This window comes from Desulfopila inferna, from assembly GCF_016919005.1.
Taxonomy (GTDB): Bacteria; Desulfobacterota; Desulfobulbia; order Desulfobulbales; family Desulfocapsaceae; genus Desulfopila_A; species Desulfopila_A inferna.
In genome coordinates this window covers 20466-40401 of record NZ_JAFFQE010000003.1, presented here as the reverse complement: position 1 = coordinate 40401, position 19936 = coordinate 20466, and the positions used below count along the sequence as shown (strand labels likewise).

Genomic DNA, 19936 nt, shown 5'->3' with positions numbered 1-19936 from the left:
AACGGACCGGTGATTTTTGTTAACTATAAAACCCGTTACCACCATGGAAAACCGGATGTATTATAGACGGTATCCATGAGGGCTGCAAATGCTCCGGCAACAATTGCTGCCGCTTTAAAGACTGATACTAAATATAGAAGAAAAAACAAGCATAATGCTAAGGAAAAAGAGTCTCAATATATTTTTATTGGATCGCGAGTACTTTTGCCTCTGTGGTTCGTTTCGGTGAATACCGGGAATCATACCGCCCTGAAGAGTAGATCACTGATCAGGGAGGGCGTATCGGCAGCGAAAATTTGAGGATTTTTTTTGGAATTTCTTGATAATATAGTAAAAACAGGTAATCCTTCAGTTCATGCCAAGAAGGCGGGATGAGGGACATGCTCGTAGACAGTATCGTAGACAGTATTTATGGCGTCGCCATAAGCGCACTTCGACAAAGCCCGATCTCCTCCGTTGCAGGTTTTTGGGCAGGCCTCGACTTACTACCTGGTATAGCCAAAGACCTGCCTGTCAAATACAGCGCCTGGTATGTTGAACTTTTCTCCAGCCATTTTAGAGAGTTGTGGTAACTTATTGCGAGAACAATTCGAATACCAGGCGGAGTATACAACAACGAAGATCGAGCTTTTTAACAAGTCCAACATCGTTGATTATGCTCATTTGATAACTACAGTGTTTCCATGCAGCACTAACCAGCCGATTTTCGCATCTTACAAAAAGACCAGGTGAATTCATTATGTTCGCATATATAATCAAACGAATATTGCTGATGATACCTACTCTGTTCGGGGTGATGGTGATAACTTTCACCGTGACTCAGTTTGTTCCCGGAGGGCCGGTTGAGAAGCTGATCGCTGAAATGGAAGGGCTGGGCACCGGCGGAGGCGAAGTCGGCGGAGGCGGTTCCTCTATGTATCGAGCCGCCTCCGGTCTCAATGTTGAGCGAATCGAAAAACTGGAGGAGCTTTATGGTTTCGATAAACCGCCGGTAGAGCGGTTTTTCGCCATGATGAAAAGATACCTGGTCTTTGATTTTGGCTCCTCATACTATTATCAGAGAACGGTGGCCGACCTGGTCATTTCCAAACTGCCCGTTTCCATGTCCCTGGGACTATGGAGTTTCGTGATCGTCTACGGCGTCTGTATACCACTGGGCATTAAGAAAGCAGTCAGGCATGGTTCCAACTTCGACATATTCAGCAGTACGGTAATTCTTGTTGGTTATGCCATTCCCGGGTTCGTCCTGGGTATCGCCCTCCTGGTTTTATTCGGCGGTGGAAGTTTCTGGAATATATTTCCTCTCCGCGGACTGGTATCCGACAACTGGAGTGAGCTTTCCCTCATAGGAAAAATCCTGGATTATTTATGGCATATGGTTCTGCCGGTTATTTCCAGCGCGGTAGGCAGCCTGGCCGTCATGACCATGCTCACCAAAAATTCCTTTCTGGAGGAAATCGGCAAGCAGTATGTACTGACTGCCCGGGCAAAGGGCTTGCACGAAAAGAAGGTGCTCTACAAGCACGTCTTCAGAAATGCCATCATTCCCATAATAACAGGATTTCCCGGATATTTTCTCGCGGCATTCTTTACCGGGAGCCTGCTTATAGAGACAATTTTCTCCCTCGACGGCATGGGCCTGCTGGCCTATGAAGCCGTCTTGAACCGGGATTATCCCATCGTCCTGGGAACGCTCTACTTCTTCACCATACTTGGTCTGGTGGCGCGTCTGCTTTCCGATATGAGCTATGTACTTGTCGATCCCAGAATTGGTTTTGAAAGTCTTGAATCATGAGGATAAGATGAGATGACGAAAGAACTCCCGGCAAAACGAAACAGCCTCACCAGGAGAAGATGGCGTCTGTTCCGCAGACATAAGCGAGGATATTACAGTCTTATCTTGTTTGCCGTAGTTTTTACACTCAGCATGGTTGCCGAATTCATCAGTAATGACCAACCGTTTCTGGTCAAATTTGAGGATAGCTACTATTTTCCGATCTTCCAATCCTATCCTGAAACGGTTTTTGGCGGAGATTTCGAGACGGAAACGGATTATCTTGACCCCTTTTTCAAGGAATTGATGTCGAGACCCGGTAATTTTGCAGTTTTTCCTTTCAATAAATACAGCTTTGATACTATTAACCTAAATATAGAGGGTTCAGTGCCCTCGCCGCCGAGCGGTGAGAATTATCTGGGGACCGACGACAGGGGCAGGGATGTTCTGGCCCGGATTATTTATGGTTTCAGGGTCAGTATTCTTTTTGGTCTCAGTCTGACGATAGTCGGAACACTTGTCGGCATAATGGCAGGTGCTCTACAGGGATATGTCGGAGGGAGAACCGATCTTTTCAGCCAGAGATTTATTGAAATCTGGAGTTCGATGCCGGAGCTTTACCTCCTGATTATTTTCTCATCGATTTTCTCGCCGAGCCTCCTTCTTCTGCTCATTCTTCTTTCGCTTTTCAGCTGGATGGGGCTGTCCGATTATGTCAGAGCGGAATTTCTCCGTGGCAGAAACCTGGAATATGTAACGGCTGCAAGAGCCCTTGGGGTGGGCAATCTGAAAATTATGGTAAGACATCTTCTCCCCAACGCCATGACCCCGGTCATCACCTTTCTGCCCTTCAGGATGTCTGCTGCGATTCTGGCATTGACCAGCCTCGATTTCCTTGGCCTCGGCGTGCCGCCCACGACACCAAGCCTGGGAGAGCTGCTCGCCCAGGGAAAGGCTAACATTGATGCATGGTGGCTTTCTCTTTCCAGTTTTGGGGTTCTGGTCGGCATGCTTATTCTACTGATTTTCATAGGTGAGGCCCTGCGCGATACCTTCGATCCCAGAAAAAAATAATGAAATTGTCATATCGATCTCGATTTATTCGAAAAAGGGGTTAACGTACGGAGACGTGAATTTCGGCAGCCCTGTTGCGCAAAGAACTATCGGTGAGTTTCCTGTATGGAGTAACAGCTGCGCTTCTCCTTAAGGGCGTGTTACCCAGTCTGGCTGAGCTGCTGGATTGATGATTTTGAGCGGATCCACATTGACACTTCAGGGGATTGTCTTTATGCTGGTTTTGCGGTCAAACGGATTTTAGAAATATGCACAAAAAAAAATCTGATTACCCCTGAAACTCAGCATTTTTCTGGCCCAGGCCGGGACCGCTCTTTTCATCGGGACGCCATAAACCCGTCCATGGGGGCTTCGCTGCAGCCGTCCGGGCTGTAGAGACCCGTGAAAAGAGCAGTCCCGACCTTGAGCTGAGGATTAGGGGTAATCAGAAAAAAAAATAAAAGCTGCAGGCCGGCATCCAGATTCGCACATTGAGAAGAAATGCAAAACAATCCAATCAGAAAACTTGGTAATAATGGTCTTTACGTCCTCAAGGATCTCGGCAGGATGGGACTTTATCTGCTCATGGCCGTCAGGGGCGTATTCAAGCCTCCTTTTCGTTTTGCGGAATGCATCAAACAGATTCACTTTATTGGCGCCGGATCGCTTGTAGTCATTTTTTTTACCGCCATCTCCACAGGAATGGTTCTGGGGCTGCAGGGCTATTACTCCCTGAGTAAATTCGGGGCGGAGGGTATGCTGGGATCGGCGGTTTCCCTGACGCTTATAATGGAGCTCGGCCCGGTTCTCACAGCCCTGATGGTTGCCGGCCGTGCAGGATCGGCAATGTGTGCCGAACTGGGCATAATGCGCATTTCAGAACAGATAGATGCGCTCGACTGCATGGCCGTCGATCCATTCAGATATCTGATAAGCCCAAAATTTATAGCTGCATTGATTTCGGTGCCGCTTCTTACCGCTGTTTTTGATGTAGTCGGTATTGCCGGAGGGTACATTGCCGGAGTGGAGTTGATGGGAGTCAATCCCGGGAGCTTCATGGAGGGGATGAAAAGCAGTGTCACCACCCATGATATTCGCCTGGGTTTTATAAAATCAGTGGTTTTCGGGATGCTCGTCGTCTGGATATGCACGGGCAGGGGCTTTTTCGTGCACCTCATACGGGGGGCCGGATTTGGCGCGGAAAGTGTCAGCAAGGTCACTACTCAAGCCGTGGTACTCTCCTCCATTTCGGTGCTGATTTTTGATTATCTGTTAACCGCGGTGCTGTTATGAAGGAAGTGGCTATTGAATTTAGAAATGTCGTTAAATCTTTCTCCAGGGCGAATGGTGAGAGGCAGGTTGTGCTGGATCATGTGGATTTCGATATCCCCTCCGGCAAAACCACGGTTATAGCGGGTGGCAGCGGCCAGGGTAAAAGTGTTACACTGAAGTTGATTCTCGGTCTGATGGAACCGGATGAAGGTGAAATACGTGTCGGCGACATCAACATTGTCGGTATCCGCAGTAGGGAGCTGGAGAAGCTGCGCAGCAAGTTCGGTGTCCTCTTTCAGGGCTCGGCGCTTTTCGATTCCATGACGGTTTTTGACAATGTCGCGCTGCCGTTGCGTGAGCGCACCGATAAATCAGAGAAAGAGATCAGGGAAAATGTGCAGCGTACCCTGGAGACGCTTGAGCTGGGCGGTACCGACGAGAGATATCCGGCGCAGCTCAGCGGCGGTATGCGCAAAAGAGTCGGCCTGGCAAGGGCCTTGCAGCTCAATCCCGATATCATGCTGTTCGACGAACCGACAACAGGGCTTGACCCGGTGATGTCCCAGGATATCTATCAGCTGTTCGCCGGAACACAAAAAAAAGTGGGGTTCACTTCAATCATAGTCAGCCACGACATTCCCCGGGTGCTCAACCTTGCCGATCAGGTGATTATACTGAATAATGGGAAGGTGGATGTTTTCGGGAGTCCTGAAGAGATTCAATGGTCTCGGAAAGAACATATCCAGGACTTTGTCAAAACTACAATGGGGCAGATATATCAGAGCCGTTTGGTGGAAATATGAGAAAATCAAGTGTAGAGATAACCGTTGGTCTGTTCATCATAGCCGGATTTCTGGCCTTAGTTTATCTGGCCTTCAATCTGGGGGAAGTCTCACTTTTCAGAGGCAGTAGAACTTACACTATTCATGCTGAATTTGATAATGTAGCAGGGGTGAAAAAAGGCGCCTCGGTACAGATCGCCGGTGTAGACGTTGGTAAGGTAGCGGAAGTTGCCCTGCAGGATCAATACGCCAACCTTGCTCTGGAGATCGATAAAAATATTGAAATACCAGATGATTCAATGGCATCGGTCAAATCCCAGGGTATTATCGGCGATAAATATATTCAGATTACCCTCGGCGGTGCTGAAGAACAGCTCAAAGAAGGGGATTTGATTGTTGATACGGAATCGTCGGTGGATATAGAATCATTGATAAGCAAATTTGCTTTTGGCAGCAGCGAGTAGAAGTTGATCGGAGTCTCGGTCCTCCGGATCGAAACTTCGCCCAATGGTAATGAGAGGTAATGAGCTAATATGAAAAAAATTTTAATACTTATTTGTATTTTTTGCTTTGCTTCTGTGAATTCTCCGGCTGCCGATACTTCTTCGGAATCCATGGATGATATGCCGAATCTTCTCGATGAGCCTGCCGCGGAAGTACCTGATCTTCTCGATGACGATTATGAAGGTTACCGGGAAGAGTATAATGCCGAGTTGATTCACGATCCGCTGGAGCCACTCAACAGGGTCTTTTTTCAGTTTAACGACAGGCTCTACTTCTGGGTGTTAAAGCCGGTCAAGACCGGTTACTCCTATGTTATCCCGGCTGATCTGCGTGAAGGCTTTGGGAATTTCTTCAATAATCTGGCCGCCCCCATTCGCCTGATCAATAATCTGCTCCAGGGTAATTTTGAGGATGCCGGCGTCGTTGCCCTGCGCTTTGTTATAAATTCCACCTTCGGGGTCTATGGTTTGGCCGATGTCGCCTTGCGGGAATATAATCTTGAACCCAGGCTGGCCGATTTCGGCCAGACTCTCGGGGCGTATGGCATAGGGGAGGGGGTGTATATCTGCTGGCCGGTATTGGGGCCGTCTAATGTGCGGCATTCAGTCGGTCTGGTCGGTGACGCGCTTGTCAGTCCTGCTGCATATACGAATATGACAACCGATCAGAGTGCATTATATTATTCAGTGAACAGGATCAATTTCCTCTCTCTCAGTCAGGATGTCTATGAGGACATAAAAAAATATTCACTTGATCCTTATGTGGCTACACGCCAGTCTTTTTTCGATTTTAGAAGAAACATAGTAAAAAAGGCCAGAAGTGAAGAGACCGATTTTTAATACGGCATGTTCGAGTGTCTGTACAGGTGCCCTTTGTGGACTGACACTTCCGACCCGCCGCAAGAAATAAAGACAGTAGTCGTCCCAGGAGTGTGCCGGAGAATCGCAATTTTTCCTCAGAACAACGCCAAGGGGGGAAAGTGTTTTCTCCGACAGGCTCCTGGTAATAAACCCATATCAAAATCAGGTTTTACCATGTCAAAAATAATTAGATCGATCATTTATCCGGTAGCCCTTGTTTTTCTATTATCCGCGTTTCAAGCATATGCGGAAGTTCAGAGTCCGACGGAAGAGCTTAAACCTACGTTGCAGAGAATTATCGATATCCTGCGTGATCCAGAGCTTCAGGGGAAGGAGCATAAGGAAAAACGAAGGGATCTGATAATGACAACCGTCTCAGATCGTTTTGACTTTAAAGAAATGTCCAAAAGAGTTCTGGGGGCAACCTGGAGGGAAATAGGAGAAGAAGAAAGAGACCATTTTGCCAAACAGATGACCAAACTCCTCGAAAATAACTATATCGGACAGCTTGAGAATTATTCGGGCGAAACCGTTGAGTATGTGGGTGAGCGCGTAAAAGAGGGAAGAGCGCAGGTGTCCACACTGGTTGAGACCAATGGCGAGCAGTACCCTGTCCACTACATTATGACTAACAATAACGATAAATGGGTGGTCTATGATATCAATATAGAAGGAGTAAGCCTTATCCGGAATTACCGGGCGGAGTTCAAATCGATAATCCGCCAGGAAGGATACGAGGGATTGATAAAGACTCTTGAGAGAAAGAATGCATCATTTGAGTAGAGCAGTCCATAATACGAGCAGGTCATGATTTTAAAGAAGCTGAGCGAAAATGAACGAGGGGAGGTTTCCAAATATCTGGAGGAAAGAAAAATTTCCCGCGGAGAGGTACTCTTTTCTCCGGATGATCCTGCCGAAGGCGTATTTTTCGTAAAAAGCGGGCGCCTTGGAGTACAGACAGGAACCGGATTCGAGGACAGGCAGCAAATTGTGGCACTGCTCGATCCGGGCTCTCCTGTGGGAGAAAAGGGTCTGACCGGGCACGGATTGCGAAAGATGTCCATCGTGGCCATCGAGGATTCCCTTCTCTGCTATCTATCGGCTGCGGATTTTGAAAAGATCGAAAAATCACGCCCCGAACTGGCCGTCAAAATTCTCAAAGAGCTGCTCGGGATTGCCGCTCTGAGGCTGCAGGCAAATTCCCAAAGACTGGCTCATGTCCTCTAATTCCCATCGGGATACCGAATTGTGCTATCTTTCGGGGGCCGGCAAAGATCCTTTTAGGCAAGTTTTCCCGCTGATTTTCCATCCTATGAGATTTTTTTCTGGCCATTCCTATTAAAATTGATTACTTTTGCTTATTTCGTCTTTCTGTTCTGAAGCTGTTTTGTGCCCGAGAAATTCTTCTCGCTTTTTAAGAAAGAATTTCTTAAAACGGAGAGACGAATTGAGGTTGATGTGAAGATTCCATTTAGTGACATAACGGAGAGGGGAACACGACTAGTCATCACCGAGACGGCATGGTCTGCGGATTCGGGAATGACTTTTACGAGCAAGCCGAAAGCTGAACTCTCCCTTTTCCTGCTGGATGAAATTACCGTCTCATTGAAAGGCAACCTGAAGGCCGCCGTAATTCTGGATTGCGGACGGTGCGGCTGTTCCGTTCCTTTTACTGTGGATGAAGCATTTAATTATATTTTCAGATTAGAAGAAGACAGCTCTCTGTCCCGGAAGGAAGTGGAATGCAGTGATGAGGATTGCGAAACTGTCTTCCTTGAAGAACCAGTAATAGATGTAAAAGAGGTATTGATGGAGCAGCTCATTCTGTCTGTTCCGGAAAAACTGCTATGCAGCGAGCAATGCAGAGGATTATGTCCTCAATGCGGCGCCTCTCTAAATAACGGGCAATGCGGCTGTGCTGAAAAGCAGCCGGATTCACCTTTTGCCGTCTTGAAGCATCTTAAAAAATAGCAGTGAACCTGCCTGAACAATATATCGGAGGAAACCATGGCATTACCAAAAAGAAGACATTCCCATTCCCGTACCCGGAAAAGACGCTCCCACGACGCGCTGAAAGCACCAGGTCTCTCTATTTGTCCGGAGTGCAGTGAGCCTAAAGAGCCACACCGTCTCTGTGGAAGCTGCGGCACCTACAAAGGACGCAAAGTGTTCCACATTGCTGCGGATTTAGAATAGGAGCAAACCGTGCATATCGCCCTGGATGCCATGGGTGGGGATTATGGCCCAGAAGAGTTGATCACCGGGGCATTACAAGCTGTAAAACAGGCCGGCATAAAAGTTACCCTCGTTGGTGATGCCGAACTCCTGCAGTCCCATATTGATAAACTCCCTGATGAGAGTTCTCCTGTTTCCTCACTGGAAATAGTGCATGCTTCCGAGGTCGTCGGCATGGATGAATATCCTGTTGATGCCATCCGTCGCAAAAAAGACTCTTCCATCATGGTGGCCTTTGATCTGGCCCGCAGTAAAAAAGTTGATGGTGTTGTCAGTGCCGGAAATTCCGGAGCGACAATGGCTGCCGCACTGCGCAAACTCGGAAGAGTGAAGAATGTTGTCAGGCCTGGTATCGCCTCAATGTTTCCCACGCTAAAAAGACCGGTCGTTATAATGGATATCGGTGCAAATGTCGATTGTCGTCCTTTGCACCTTTTTCAGTTTGCCGTGATGGCATCGGCCTTTGCCTCCCTCTACGATGTTGACCGCCCACGGGTTGGAATTCTTTCCATTGGTGAGGAAAGCGGCAAGGGCAACAGTCTTGTCCGGGTTACCTATGAGTTGCTGCAGAAAAGTTCGCTCAATTTTATAGGTAATGTTGAGGGAAGGGATGTCTATAAAGGAGATGTCGACGTAATAGTCTGCGATGGCTTTGTCGGAAACAATATTCTCAAGGTAAGTGAGGGGCTTGTCGAGGCGGTCATGCAGATGCTCAAAAATGAAATCATCAAGTCCCCTCTGGCGAAGATGGGATATCTGCTGGCCAGACCTGCGATTAATCGATTCAAGAAGCGGGTGGATTATACCGAATACGGCGGAGCACCTTTGCTGGGCATTAATGGGACGGGTATCGTTTGTCACGGCAAATCAAACGCACAGGCCATAAAAAACGCTATACTGGAAGCAGTAAAAATGGTTGAAAACAATGTCAAGGACAAGATCCTGAAGGACCTTGAAAAAAATCAGATCAGCTCGGTGGATTCATAATGGGAAGAATTATTTTAGGTACCGGATCATCACTTCCCAGCAAGGTAGTAACTAACGAAGATCTCGAAAAAATTGTCGATACCACCGATGAGTGGATTCGAACCCGAACCGGTATTCAACAGCGGCATATCAGCACAACCGGGGAATACACCCATGTCCTCGCCGCCCGGGCTGCCGCAAATGCCCTGGAAATGGCCGGAGTGGCTGCCGAAGAGATATCCCTTATCATCGTCGGCACAATCAGTTCACATATGCTCATGCCTTCCTGTGCCTGCTTTGTGCAGAAGGAGATTGGCGCGCAAAATGCCTTCGCCTTTGATCTCAACGCCGCCTGTTCCGGTTTTTTATATGCTCTTGATTTAGCCGATAAATACATTCATTCCGATAAGGAAAAAAAGATTCTGGTTATCGGCGCGGAGACATTGTCCGGCAGATTGAACTGGGAAGACCGCAACACCTGTATCCTTTTCGGAGACGGCGCGGGGGCTGCGGTAGTGGGTCACAGCGACAGTGATCGCGGATTCGTCGGCGTCAATCATTTTTCAGACGGCAATCTCTGGAATCTTCTCTATATGCATACGGCCGAAAGCACCAATCCCGATATTAAGGTGAAGGACTGGCCCGGTGCCCATATTTTTATGGAAGGCCGGGAGGTTTTTAAACACGCCGTCAAAGCTATGGATGATGCTGTTCGTGGACTCATGCAGAAGACCGGAATAGGTCTTGAATCAGTTAAACTGGTTATTCCTCATCAGGCAAATATCAGAATTCTCAATAATCTTGTTGAAAGACTTGAACTTCCTGCAGAGAAGGTATTCATAAACGCTCAAAAGTATGGTAATACTTCTGCTGCTTCAATTCCAATAGCACTTGATGAGGCAAATCGAGACGGCAGGATCGAAGAAAATGATTTGATCTTGTTCTGTTCCTTTGGAGGAGGATTTACATGGGGAGCTTCCCTGTTAAAGTGGTAGATAGGAGAGAATGATGGATTATTTTTTATCTGAAGAACAGCAGATGATTGTTGATATTGCTAAGCAAATTACTGATGAGCGAATTATACCAAACCGTGCCGAGCTGGACGAGAAGCATGCATTTCCTCGTGAAATATTAAGCGAGATGGCGCAGGCCGATCTTTTCGGCATTCCTATTCCCGAGGAGTACGGCGGATTCGGCGGTGGGTGTTTCGACATAGTACTGGCGCTGGAGCAGCTTGGCCGTGGATGTATCGGTGTGGGCACAGCCTTTGCCGCAAGTTCGCTGGGAATCTATCCCCTGCTGTTTTCCGGATCCGAAGAGCAGAGGCGGAAATACCTGCCGGATGTGGCCTCGGGCAAGAAATTCGCGGCCTTCGGTTTGACCGAGGCCAATGCCGGCTCCGATGCTTCAGGTATTAACACCACGGCGGTGCTCGATGGTGACGAATGGGTTCTTAATGGTACCAAACAGTGGATTACCAATGGCGGCGAGGCCCAGATTTACACTGTTGTCGCCATAACCGACCGTAGCAAGGGACCTCGCGGAGCTTCGATGTTCGTTGTTGAAGAGGGTGATCCGGGTTTCAGCTGTGGACCGAAAGAAAAGAAAATGGGAATTCGGGCTTCCTCCACCACCGAGCTGATATTCAAGGACTGCAGGATTCCCAGGGACCGCCTGATCGGCCGCCAGGGTACCGGATTTATTACGGTGATGAAGACGCTTGATGCCTCGAGACCCGGAATTGCCGCTTTGGGTGTCGGTCTTGGTCAAGCCGCTCTGGATGAGGCTGCGGTCTATGCCAAGCAGCGTGTTCAGTTCGGCAAGCCGATCATAGGCTTCCAGGCCGTACAGCATATGCTGGCAAATATGGCGATAGATATAGAAGCTTCGAGATCCCTTGTTTACTGTACGGCCCGACATATTGACGCTCATCCGAAAAATATCTCGAAAATATCTTCAATGAGCAAGGTGTTTGCTACCGATATGGCGATGAGGGTGACCACCGATGCCGTGCAGGTCATGGGAGGATATGGGTATATGTGTGAATACCCGGTCGAAAAGATGATGAGAGATGCTAAGATTCTGCAGATTTATGAGGGAACCAATCAGATTCAGCGCAATGTCATCGGACAGGAACTGAACAAGGAATACGCCCGATAACTACTCACGGAGCGGTCACATCGTTGTCCGCTCTTTTCAGTACACGAGACCTTGAGGCGTAAATCACGCAATTACTTAAAAGATTTCAACGATGGCAAAGTAAGAGGCTCCATTCGTAATTTACTCACGAAGCGGATGAAGAATTTTTGCAACGCCGGGATAGGGTATTCATGAAAATTGTTGTTTGTGTTAAGCAGGTACCGGATGCCAATGATGTCCGCCTTGACCCGGTAACCAACACACTTGCCAGGGAAGGTGTGGAATCAATAATGAATCCATATGACCAATATGCCCTGGAAGAGGCGGTCAGGTTAAAGGAAAAGCTCGGCGGTGAGGTTACGGTAATTACCATGGGGCCTCCCCAGGCTGCAGAGGTTCTGCGTCTGGCCATTTCCTGCGGTGCCGATAATGGTGTGTTGGTCTCCGACCGCGCTTTTGCCGGGTCCGACACCTGGGCGACTGCCTATACGCTTGCCAAGGCCATTGCCAGGCTCGGCACCTTTGATCTGTTTCTCTGCGGCAAGCAGGCCATTGACGGCGATACCGCGCAAGTAGGTCCGGGACTGGCCGTAAGGATGAATATACCTTATCTCACCTGTGTGCAGAAGATACGGCAAGCGGACGAGAAAAGGCTTGTTGCCGAACGCATGATGGATGATGGCTATGATGTCGTCGAGATCGGTCTTCCGGCGCTGCTGACGGTGGTCAAGGATATCAATGAACCCCGCGTTCCTTCGCTGAAGGGCAAGATGAAAGCGAAGAAGGCGGTCATCACCACCTTGTCGGCCGCTGATATCGAGGCCGATTCCGGTTCCATCGGACTGCCCGGTTCGCCGACCCAGGTTGTCAGAGTCTTCCCGCCGCAACCACGAGGGGGAAGAGCGGTATTCACCGGTTCCCTTGACGAGCAGATCGATCAATTGGTCGAAAAGCTCAAACCCTATTTATAATCCCCACAGAGATACACATGTTAAAACTGAATAAGGAAATCTGTATAGGCTGTGGTATCTGTGAGGAACAGTGTGCCTTTGCCGCAATAGAAATGGTGGATGGTCTGCCGGTCATCGGAGAGAGCTGTACCTTGTGCGGCGCCTGTGTCGATGCCTGCGATTCCGGAGCGCTGGTAATGGAGATCAGCGGAGACAATCTAAAAACGGATCTTAGCAGCTGGTCCGGAGTCTGGGTCTACTGCGAATTTCGTAAATCCGCGCTTGCCGCGGTATCTCTAGAGCTTCTAGGCATCGGCAGAAAACTGGCCGACAAGCGCGGCGTCAAACTCGCTGCGGTGCTGATCGGTGATGGTATACAGAAAACCGCTGCCGAACTCATCGGTTACGGTGCCGATACGGTCTATGCCGTCGAGCATCCTCAACTGGGCAATTTTGCCGAAGACAGCTACGCCGCAATCGTCACCAGACTGATTAGCGAGCATCGCCCGGAAATCGTGCTGGCAGGTGCTACCGCCATCGGCAGATCGTTCATTCCCGGTGTGGCAACCACCCTCAATGCCGGACTTACCGCGGACTGTACCTCCCTTGAAATCAGGGATGAAGATGGGGCACTGTTGCAGACCAGACCGGCATTCGGCGGCAATATTATGGCCACCATCGAATGTCCGCGCTCACGCCCGCAGATGGCGACAGTCCGTCCTAAGGTGATGAAGGCAAATGAATATGATCCTGCCAGGCAGGGAGATATTGTAACGGTGACAACGCAGCCCGAAGAACTTCAAAGCCGAATCAAGGTGGTTGAATCGGTTGTCGCCTCTCAAGGCAACGTCAATATCCAGGAGTCGGACATTCTCATTTCCGGAGGGCGCGGCCTCGACAGTGAAAAGGGATTTGAGCTGATTCGGAAACTTGCGGAGACACTTGGTGCCGATGTGTCGGCCTCTCGCGCGGTGGTTGATGCAGGCTGGATTCCCTACCCTCATCAGGTGGGCCAGACTGGAAAAACCGTCGCTCCCAAGCTTTATGTGGCCTGTGGTATTTCAGGCGCGGTTCAGCATGTCGCCGGGATGCAGTCGGCTGAGGCGATTGTGGCCATTAACCGTGACAAAAATGCTCCGATATTCGATATTGCCGACTTCGGCATCGTTGGAGATTTGAACGAGATCATACCCAAGCTCATCACCAGGATAGAGGAGCAGCGGAAATAATGACTTTACAGGGAAAAATCGCACTGGTTACCGGGGGCAGCAGAGGGATCGGCAGAGCTGTTTGTATCCGTCTGGCGGCTGCTGGGGCCAAGGTCTATATCAACTATGTGAGCCGGCCGGATGCTGCGGAAGAAACCAGGTCGATGATCGAGAAGGCAGGCGGCACAGCAGAGATTATCGCTTTTGATGTTGCCGACGGTGAACAGGTCCAGAGCAGCGTGAAGGAGATTATCAGTGCTGCAGGCTCCCTGGATATTCTCGTCAATAATGCAGGAATCACCCGTGACGGTCTGGTCGCCAGAATGAAAGAGGCTGACTGGGATGCGGTGCTCACTACCAACCTGAAGGGCGCATTCCATTGTTCCAAAGCGGCCTCGCGGACAATGATTAAGAAACGCTGGGGCCGCATTATCAATATTACCTCGGTTGTCGGATCAACCGGAAATGCCGGTCAGACAAACTATGCCGCCGCCAAGGCCGGGTTGGTCGGTCTGGCGAAATCACTGGCACGAGAGTATGCCAGTCGGGGCATAACCGTCAACTGCGTTGCTCCGGGATATATTGAAACGGAGATGACCGAAGCTCTCGGCGATGATGTCAAAGAGAAAATCAAGAGTGAAATCCCCATGGGAACACTTGGTTCCGTCGAGGATGTCGCCTCCGCCGTCGCCTATTTGGCAGGTGAAGATACAGGCTACATAACCGGTCAGACAATTCATGTAAATGGTGGTATGTACATGTAAGCAGGCAAAATAGTATTTTAGCTTGCTATAGTTTAAGTATATGTATTACGTTAGAGCTGATTTTTGTAACCACACAGTTGCATATTATATGGAGAAAATTCCATTTGAATGGTAACTGATTTTCTGTAAAATCGTTTTTACCGATAAAACGTGGCGGTGCCGTGAAAAACAGCATTGCCTAATATTTCAACAGTTAGGAGATTGAAAATGGCTATAGATCAAGAAATGGTCGATATTATTGTAGAACAATTAAGTGTAGAGAAAGAGAAAGTAGTTCCAAACGCATCATTTGTCGATGATCTGGGTGCCGATTCTCTTGATCTCGTTGAGCTTATTATGGCAATGGAAGAAGGCTTTGATATCGAGATTCCTGATGAGGAAGCTGAAAAAATCGCTACCGTTCAGGATGCTATTGACTATGTCAGTAAACTGAAATAGCAGGGCCGTCTCATTGTATTTCCTTGGAGATATAAGGACATAGGTACTTATGTCTCCAATATGCTAACCCAGCGGAGCTGGATAAGTACCTTTAGGGAAATTCGTTTCTTCCAGTAACAAAGAAAAAAATTAAAGGTACCAAAGGAGTAATTATCGTGAGCCGCAGAGTAGTAGTGACTGGAGTCGGACTTGTCACTCCACTTGGCATTGGTGTCAAGAAGGCGTGGCAGAACATCTGTGACGGAGTCAGCGGGATAAGTTCTATAACCCGTTTTGACACAAGCGATTATTCGGTCAAAATTGCCGGTGAAATTAAAGACTTCGATGTTTCGCAGTTTCTTGATAAAAAGACGGCAAAACATCTGGATCTTTTCGTACAGTATGGCTTGGCAGCATCCATTGAAGCTATGGAAGACAGCGGCTTCAGCGTAACCGAAGAGAACAGCTGCAGGGTGGGTGTCATAACCGGCTGCGGCATGGGTGGTCTGCCGACAATTGAACAGTATCACAAGGTTCTTTTCGAACGTGGGCCGAAACGGGTAACCCCGTTTTTTATCCCGATGGTAATCCCCAACATGCCTTCCGGTCATATTTCCATGCATTTTGGCACGACCGGGCCAAATCTTGCCCTGACAACGGCTTGTGCCGCAGGAACCCATGCGGTAGGTGAAGCTTACAGGCATATCAAGAACGGCAGTTGCGACATGATCATTTCAGGCGGTACCGAAGCTGTTATCTGCTCCGTCGGTATTGCCGGGTTCAGCGCGATGAAAGCACTTTCCACACGAAATGACGAGCCCAAGCTGGCTTCCAGACCCTTTGACAAGGACCGGGATGGATTTGTCATGTCCGAAGGTTCGGGAATACTTATTCTTGAAGAGCTGGAGTCCGCAAAGGCCCGCGGTGCAAAAATTTACGCCGAGGTAGTCGGCTACGGCCTGAGCAGCGATGCATATCATATTGCCGCTCCGCCGGAAGATGGCGCCGGCGCCATCAAATGCATGCGCATGGCTATAAAGGATGCAAACCTGGCCGCCGATGAAATCGACTATGTCAACGCCCACGGAACTTCTACCCCTCTCAATGACCGCTGTGAGACCAATGCCTTGAAGGAGGTATTTGGAGATCATGCCTACAAGATGGCCGTGAGCTCCACGAAATCGATGACAGGGCATATGCTTGGTGCGGCAGGCGGTATAGAATCCGTATTCACAGCTCTCAGCATACAGGAGCAGATTGCTCCTCCAACAATCAATCTTCTCGAAGCAAGTCCGGAATGTGACCTTGATTATGTTCCCAACAGCGCCAGAAAGATGGAGATCAGAAATGCCCTCTCCAACTCCTTTGGCTTCGGCGGCACCAATGGTGTTGTTGTAATGCAGCGTTTCAAAGGATAGCCTATGAAAGAGAAAAGCAGGGTAAAGATTACCATCGCCGCGGATCATGGTGGCTTCGAGCTGAAAAAGAAAATTGTCGTACTTCTGCAAAATCTTAATTATGCTGTCGACGATATCGGTTGTCACTCTCCTGACTCTGTCGACTACCCTCCTTTTGCCGAAGCAGTCTGCTCTGCAGTAATTTCAGGATCCAGCGATCTCGGCATTCTCGTCTGCGGTTCAGGTATAGGCATGTCCATGGCCGCTAACAGGCACCGAGAGATACGGGCGGCGCTTTGCCAGGATCTATATTCCGCGCGAATGAGTCGAGAGCACAATAATGCCAATGTACTTTGTCTTGGATCACGGGTTATCGGAGATGGTGTAGCCGAAGAAATTGTCAAAACCTGGCTGGCCACTGATTTTGCCGGTGGGCGCCATGAACTGCGAATACGACAATTCAGCGACTAATGGTGACATTGCAGAACGGAAGGCACTGACTGGTATTTTCAGATGAAAATACCAGTTTTTTGTTTTATACACTAAAGGGTACCTTGCAAAATGAGAATTTCATTTTGCAACGTGGCCTGAACAACAGCAAGGTATGGTAATCTTAACCAGGAGAAATGGTAGAATATCGATGAAGACATTATTTGAAACAGATCCTGAAGTATTTCAGCATATTCAGGCTGAATATGATCGACAGGACCACCAGATCGAACTGATAGCCTCAGAAAACGTTGCCTCTCAAGCGGTGCTGGATGCCCAGGGCTCTGTGTTTACAAATAAATACGCTGAAGGGTATCCTGCCAAGAGGTATTATGGTGGTTGTGTACATGCCGATGCCATAGAAAATTTAGCCATTGAGCGGGCTAAAAGCATTTTCAAGGCCGAATATGCCAACGTTCAACCCCATTCCGGATCCCAGGCCAACATGGGAGTCTATTTTGCTACTCTGAAGCCGGGCGATAAGGTTCTCGGCATGGATTTGGCGCACGGTGGACATCTTACTCATGGCAGCGCCGTCAGCTTTTCCGGACAGCTGTATAATTTTATCTCCTACGGGGTGCGCAGGGATACCGAACAGATCGACATGGAGGAGGTGGAAAGAATAGCCTTTGAGAATCGGCCGAAAATGATTATAGCCGGAGCAAGTTCCTACCCCAGACACCTTGATTTTGTCGGCTTCCGCAAAATTGCAGACTCCATCGGTGCGCTTTTCATGGTGGATATGGCCCATATTGCCGGTCTGGTAGCGGCAGGTGTGCATCCATCCCCGGTTCCATATGCCGATTTTGTTACTTCCACCACTCACAAAACACTGAGAGGCCCGCGCGGCGGTCTTATCCTGGCCAAACAAAAATGGGCGAAGGCCCTCAACAGTAATATTTTTCCGGGTATCCAGGGTGGACCTTTGATGCACACTATTGCCGCCAAGGCTGTCAGTTTCAAAGAGGCCATGGATACACCTTTTATCGAAGACCAGAAGCATGTTATCGCCAATGCCCGAATTCTCGCCGAAAGTTTGGTTGAGAAGGGTTACCGGCTCGTTTCAGGCGGCACCGACAATCACCTTATCCTAATCGATCTCAGCAACAAGAATATCAGTGGTAAAGAGGCAGAGGAGATTTTGGGTAAAGCCGGTATTACCGTGAATAAGAATGCCATACCTTTTGACACCCAGTCCCGCTTTGTTACCAGCGGCATCCGTATAGGCACACCTTTGGTGACGACACGGGGGCTGAGGGTCGAGGAAATGAAGCTTATAGCCGAATTCATGGACAGGGTGATAGAATCCCGCGATGAAAATACCACGGGAGCCGTGCGTAATGAGATCATGGAACTGTGCCGGAAGTTTCCGCTGACTTCGATAGTGAAGAGGGAGACTGCTTAAAATTTTACTTTTCGCCGGCGCTATCGCAGTTAAGTAATATCTTGCCCTGCCGCAGGCAAATGACAAATTCTCATGACATCATCATTCAGGAGGTTGTATGAAGTGCCCCTATTGTGGTCATCTTGACAATAAAGTGACAGACTCGCGGTTGAACAAAGAATGCACCATTACCCGAAGGCGGCGCTCCTGTCTCTCCTGCAATCAGAGATTTACTACCTATGAACGGCTGGAGTTGATGATGCCGATGCTGGTCAAAAAAGATGGCCGGCGTGAAGCATGGGATCGACAGAAGATGGTCATCGGGCTTGAAAAGGCCTGTGAAAAACGACCGGTAAGTGTAGATAAGATAGACGACTTTGTGGATAACATAGAGAGAAAGCTTCAGGACCTCGGCGCTAAGGAGGTCCTCTCCAAAGTTATCGGTGAGTGGGTGATGGAAGACCTGCCGGAATTGGACGAAGTTGCCTATGTTCGTTTTGCCTCTGTGTATCGGCAGTTTAAGGATGTCAATGAGTTCATGGCTGAACTGAAAACGCTGCTGGATGCAAGGGATGAGCTGCCATCTAACTCAAGTGGTCGTCATGAGCATTCCCGGGACTGATCAGTTTTTTATGCAGCTTGCTCTGGCGGAAGCAAAAAGAGCAAAGGGACGAACCTCTCCCAACCCCTGTGTAGGTGCGGTAATTGTCAAAAACGGCTCGGTGGTTGCCGCCGGATACCATAAGAAGGCGGGTACTCCGCACGCCGAGATCAACGCCCTGAGAAAAGCGGGGGGCGAGGCTGAAGGAGCCACAATGTACGTGACCCTCGAGCCATGCAACCACACCGGCAAAACACCTCCTTGCAGTCATGCCGTGGCCCGGAGCGGCATCAAAAAAGTCGTTATCGGCATGAAGGACCCCAACCCGCTGGTTGCCGGCAGCGGTGCAAAGTATCTTGCCGACCACTCCATCGAAGTCGTCTCGGGAGTAATGGAAAAGGAGTGCCGCAGCATAAACCAGCCGTTCATCAAATTCATCACCACGGGAAAACCGCTGGTTGCCCTAAAGGCGGGTGTCAGTCTGGACGGCAGGTTAAATTACCGTAAAGGTACCAGCGGTTGGATAACGGGGGCTGAATCTTTGCAGAAGGTTCATCTTCTCCGTGACTGTTATGATGCCATCATGGTTGGGCGGGGCACCGCCGTCATCGATGATCCCTCTCTGACCACCAGATTAGCGGATGATTCCGGAAGGGACCCGGTCAGGGTGGTTCTTGATACACATCTCTCCATTCAGCCTGAAGCAAAATTACTGAACCTTCAATCAAAAGCAGAGACTCTCATTTTTCATGGGAAAAATACCGAGGCGGAAAGGCGCGAAGCTTTGCAGCGCCGGGGAGCGAAACTCTTTGAGGTGAGCGATGCCGACGGTCTGCTCGATCTTGATCAGGTCCTCGAATGTCTGGGGAAAAACGAAATTACATCTGTTCTTGTAGAAGGCGGAGGGAGGGTATTCAGTGGATTTCTCAGAAAGCGGCTTGCCGATAAGGCCTATCTCTTTCATGCTCCGCTCTTTGCCGGAAGTGATGGAGATGAGTTGACGCCGCGGTTTCCGGTAGGAACCAGAGAGGATGCCATCGTTCTTGCCGATGTAAATTATACCAGACTTGGAGATGATATGCTGGTCGAGGGAAATATCGCCTATCCGCTCTAAACCGCTCTTTCGGTTACCCCCTGAAAT

The 19936-nt window shown here is 49.1% G+C and carries 23 protein-coding genes; all 23 read left to right on the top strand.

Annotated elements, in window-relative coordinates; genetic code table 11:
• Window positions 1-380: 380 nt before the first annotated feature.
• Window positions 381-572, top strand: coding sequence for a hypothetical protein (locus tag JWG88_RS08415; protein WP_205233291.1), 192 nt, complete (start codon window positions 381-383; stop codon window positions 570-572).
• A gap of 167 nt (window positions 573-739) precedes the next feature.
• Window positions 740-1795: a microcin C ABC transporter permease YejB gene (locus JWG88_RS08410; RefSeq protein WP_205233290.1), complete on the top strand. Its 1056-nt coding sequence runs from the start codon at window positions 740-742 to the stop codon at window positions 1793-1795.
• A 12-nt stretch (window positions 1796-1807) separates the two neighbouring features.
• The gene (locus tag JWG88_RS08405; protein WP_205233289.1) at window positions 1808-2848 is read left to right on the top strand and encodes an ABC transporter permease; all 1041 of its coding nucleotides are present in this window, start codon (window positions 1808-1810) and stop codon (window positions 2846-2848) included.
• 480 nt (window positions 2849-3328) lie between these two features.
• The gene (locus tag JWG88_RS08400; protein WP_205233288.1) at window positions 3329-4120 is read left to right on the top strand and encodes an MlaE family ABC transporter permease; all 792 of its coding nucleotides are present in this window, start codon (window positions 3329-3331) and stop codon (window positions 4118-4120) included.
• Complete coding sequence (locus JWG88_RS08395; protein WP_205233287.1) at window positions 4117-4902, top strand: ABC transporter ATP-binding protein; 786 nt, start codon at window positions 4117-4119, stop codon at window positions 4900-4902. The genes JWG88_RS08400 and JWG88_RS08395 overlap by 4 nt, the downstream gene beginning before the upstream one ends.
• Window positions 4899-5345, top strand: coding sequence for an outer membrane lipid asymmetry maintenance protein MlaD (gene mlaD, locus JWG88_RS08390; RefSeq protein ID WP_205233286.1), 447 nt, complete (start codon window positions 4899-4901; stop codon window positions 5343-5345). The genes JWG88_RS08395 and mlaD overlap by 4 nt, the downstream gene beginning before the upstream one ends.
• Window positions 5346-5414: 69 nt before the next feature.
• Window positions 5415-6224 carry an MlaA family lipoprotein gene (locus tag JWG88_RS08385; RefSeq protein ID WP_205233285.1) on the top strand — a complete coding sequence of 270 codons (810 nt, stop codon included), beginning with the start codon at window positions 5415-5417 and terminating at the stop codon, window positions 6222-6224.
• Window positions 6225-6419: 195 nt separating this feature from the next.
• Window positions 6420-7028: an MlaC/ttg2D family ABC transporter substrate-binding protein gene (locus tag JWG88_RS08380; RefSeq protein ID WP_205233284.1), complete on the top strand. Its 609-nt coding sequence runs from the start codon at window positions 6420-6422 to the stop codon at window positions 7026-7028.
• Window positions 7029-7052: 24 nt separating this feature from the next.
• On the top strand, window positions 7053-7472 hold the full coding sequence (locus JWG88_RS08375; protein ID WP_205233283.1) for a Crp/Fnr family transcriptional regulator: 420 nt from the start codon (window positions 7053-7055) through the stop codon (window positions 7470-7472).
• Between the two features lie 231 nt (window positions 7473-7703).
• Window positions 7704-8216, top strand: a complete 513-nt coding sequence (locus tag JWG88_RS08370) for a YceD family protein (RefSeq protein WP_205233282.1) — start codon at window positions 7704-7706, stop codon at window positions 8214-8216.
• A 36-nt stretch (window positions 8217-8252) separates the two neighbouring features.
• Window positions 8253-8441, top strand: coding sequence for a 50S ribosomal protein L32 (rpmF, locus tag JWG88_RS08365; protein WP_205233281.1), 189 nt, complete (start codon window positions 8253-8255; stop codon window positions 8439-8441).
• A 9-nt stretch (window positions 8442-8450) separates the two neighbouring features.
• Window positions 8451-9467 carry a phosphate acyltransferase PlsX gene (plsX, locus tag JWG88_RS08360; protein ID WP_205233280.1) on the top strand — a complete coding sequence of 339 codons (1017 nt, stop codon included), beginning with the start codon at window positions 8451-8453 and terminating at the stop codon, window positions 9465-9467.
• Entirely contained in the window at window positions 9467-10441 is a 975-nt protein-coding gene (locus JWG88_RS08355) for a beta-ketoacyl-ACP synthase III (protein WP_205233279.1), read from the top strand. Before plsX ends, JWG88_RS08355 begins: the two co-directional genes overlap by 1 nt.
• Window positions 10442-10454: 13 nt before the next feature.
• The gene (locus JWG88_RS08350) at window positions 10455-11606 is read left to right on the top strand and encodes an acyl-CoA dehydrogenase family protein (protein ID WP_205233767.1); all 1152 of its coding nucleotides are present in this window, start codon (window positions 10455-10457) and stop codon (window positions 11604-11606) included.
• Between the two features lie 170 nt (window positions 11607-11776).
• Window positions 11777-12556 (top strand): electron transfer flavoprotein subunit beta/FixA family protein, encoded by a 780-nt coding sequence (locus tag JWG88_RS08345; protein WP_205233278.1) that lies wholly within the window; start codon window positions 11777-11779, stop codon window positions 12554-12556.
• Between the two features lie 17 nt (window positions 12557-12573).
• Window positions 12574-13764 (top strand): electron transfer flavoprotein subunit alpha, encoded by a 1191-nt coding sequence (locus JWG88_RS08340; RefSeq protein WP_205233277.1) that lies wholly within the window; start codon window positions 12574-12576, stop codon window positions 13762-13764.
• A complete protein-coding gene (gene fabG, locus JWG88_RS08335; RefSeq protein ID WP_205233276.1) occupies window positions 13764-14507 on the top strand; it encodes a 3-oxoacyl-[acyl-carrier-protein] reductase in 744 nt (247 codons plus the stop codon). Before JWG88_RS08340 ends, fabG begins: the two co-directional genes overlap by 1 nt.
• Before the next feature lie 207 nt (window positions 14508-14714).
• Window positions 14715-14945, top strand: coding sequence for an acyl carrier protein (gene acpP, locus JWG88_RS08330; protein ID WP_205233275.1), 231 nt, complete (start codon window positions 14715-14717; stop codon window positions 14943-14945).
• Between the two features lie 155 nt (window positions 14946-15100).
• Entirely contained in the window at window positions 15101-16342 is a 1242-nt protein-coding gene (gene fabF, locus JWG88_RS08325) for a beta-ketoacyl-ACP synthase II (protein ID WP_337833113.1), read from the top strand.
• 3 nt (window positions 16343-16345) lie between these two features.
• A complete protein-coding gene (gene rpiB / locus JWG88_RS08320; RefSeq protein ID WP_205233274.1) occupies window positions 16346-16792 on the top strand; it encodes a ribose 5-phosphate isomerase B in 447 nt (148 codons plus the stop codon).
• Between the two features lie 169 nt (window positions 16793-16961).
• Complete coding sequence (gene glyA / locus JWG88_RS08315; RefSeq protein WP_205233273.1) at window positions 16962-18215, top strand: serine hydroxymethyltransferase; 1254 nt, start codon at window positions 16962-16964, stop codon at window positions 18213-18215.
• 97 nt (window positions 18216-18312) lie between these two features.
• Complete coding sequence (gene nrdR, locus JWG88_RS08310) at window positions 18313-18816, top strand: transcriptional regulator NrdR (RefSeq protein ID WP_205233272.1); 504 nt, start codon at window positions 18313-18315, stop codon at window positions 18814-18816.
• Entirely contained in the window at window positions 18767-19909 is a 1143-nt protein-coding gene (gene ribD / locus JWG88_RS08305; RefSeq protein ID WP_240194353.1) for a bifunctional diaminohydroxyphosphoribosylaminopyrimidine deaminase/5-amino-6-(5-phosphoribosylamino)uracil reductase RibD, read from the top strand. Before nrdR ends, ribD begins: the two co-directional genes overlap by 50 nt.
• Window positions 19910-19936 lie beyond the last annotated feature (27 nt).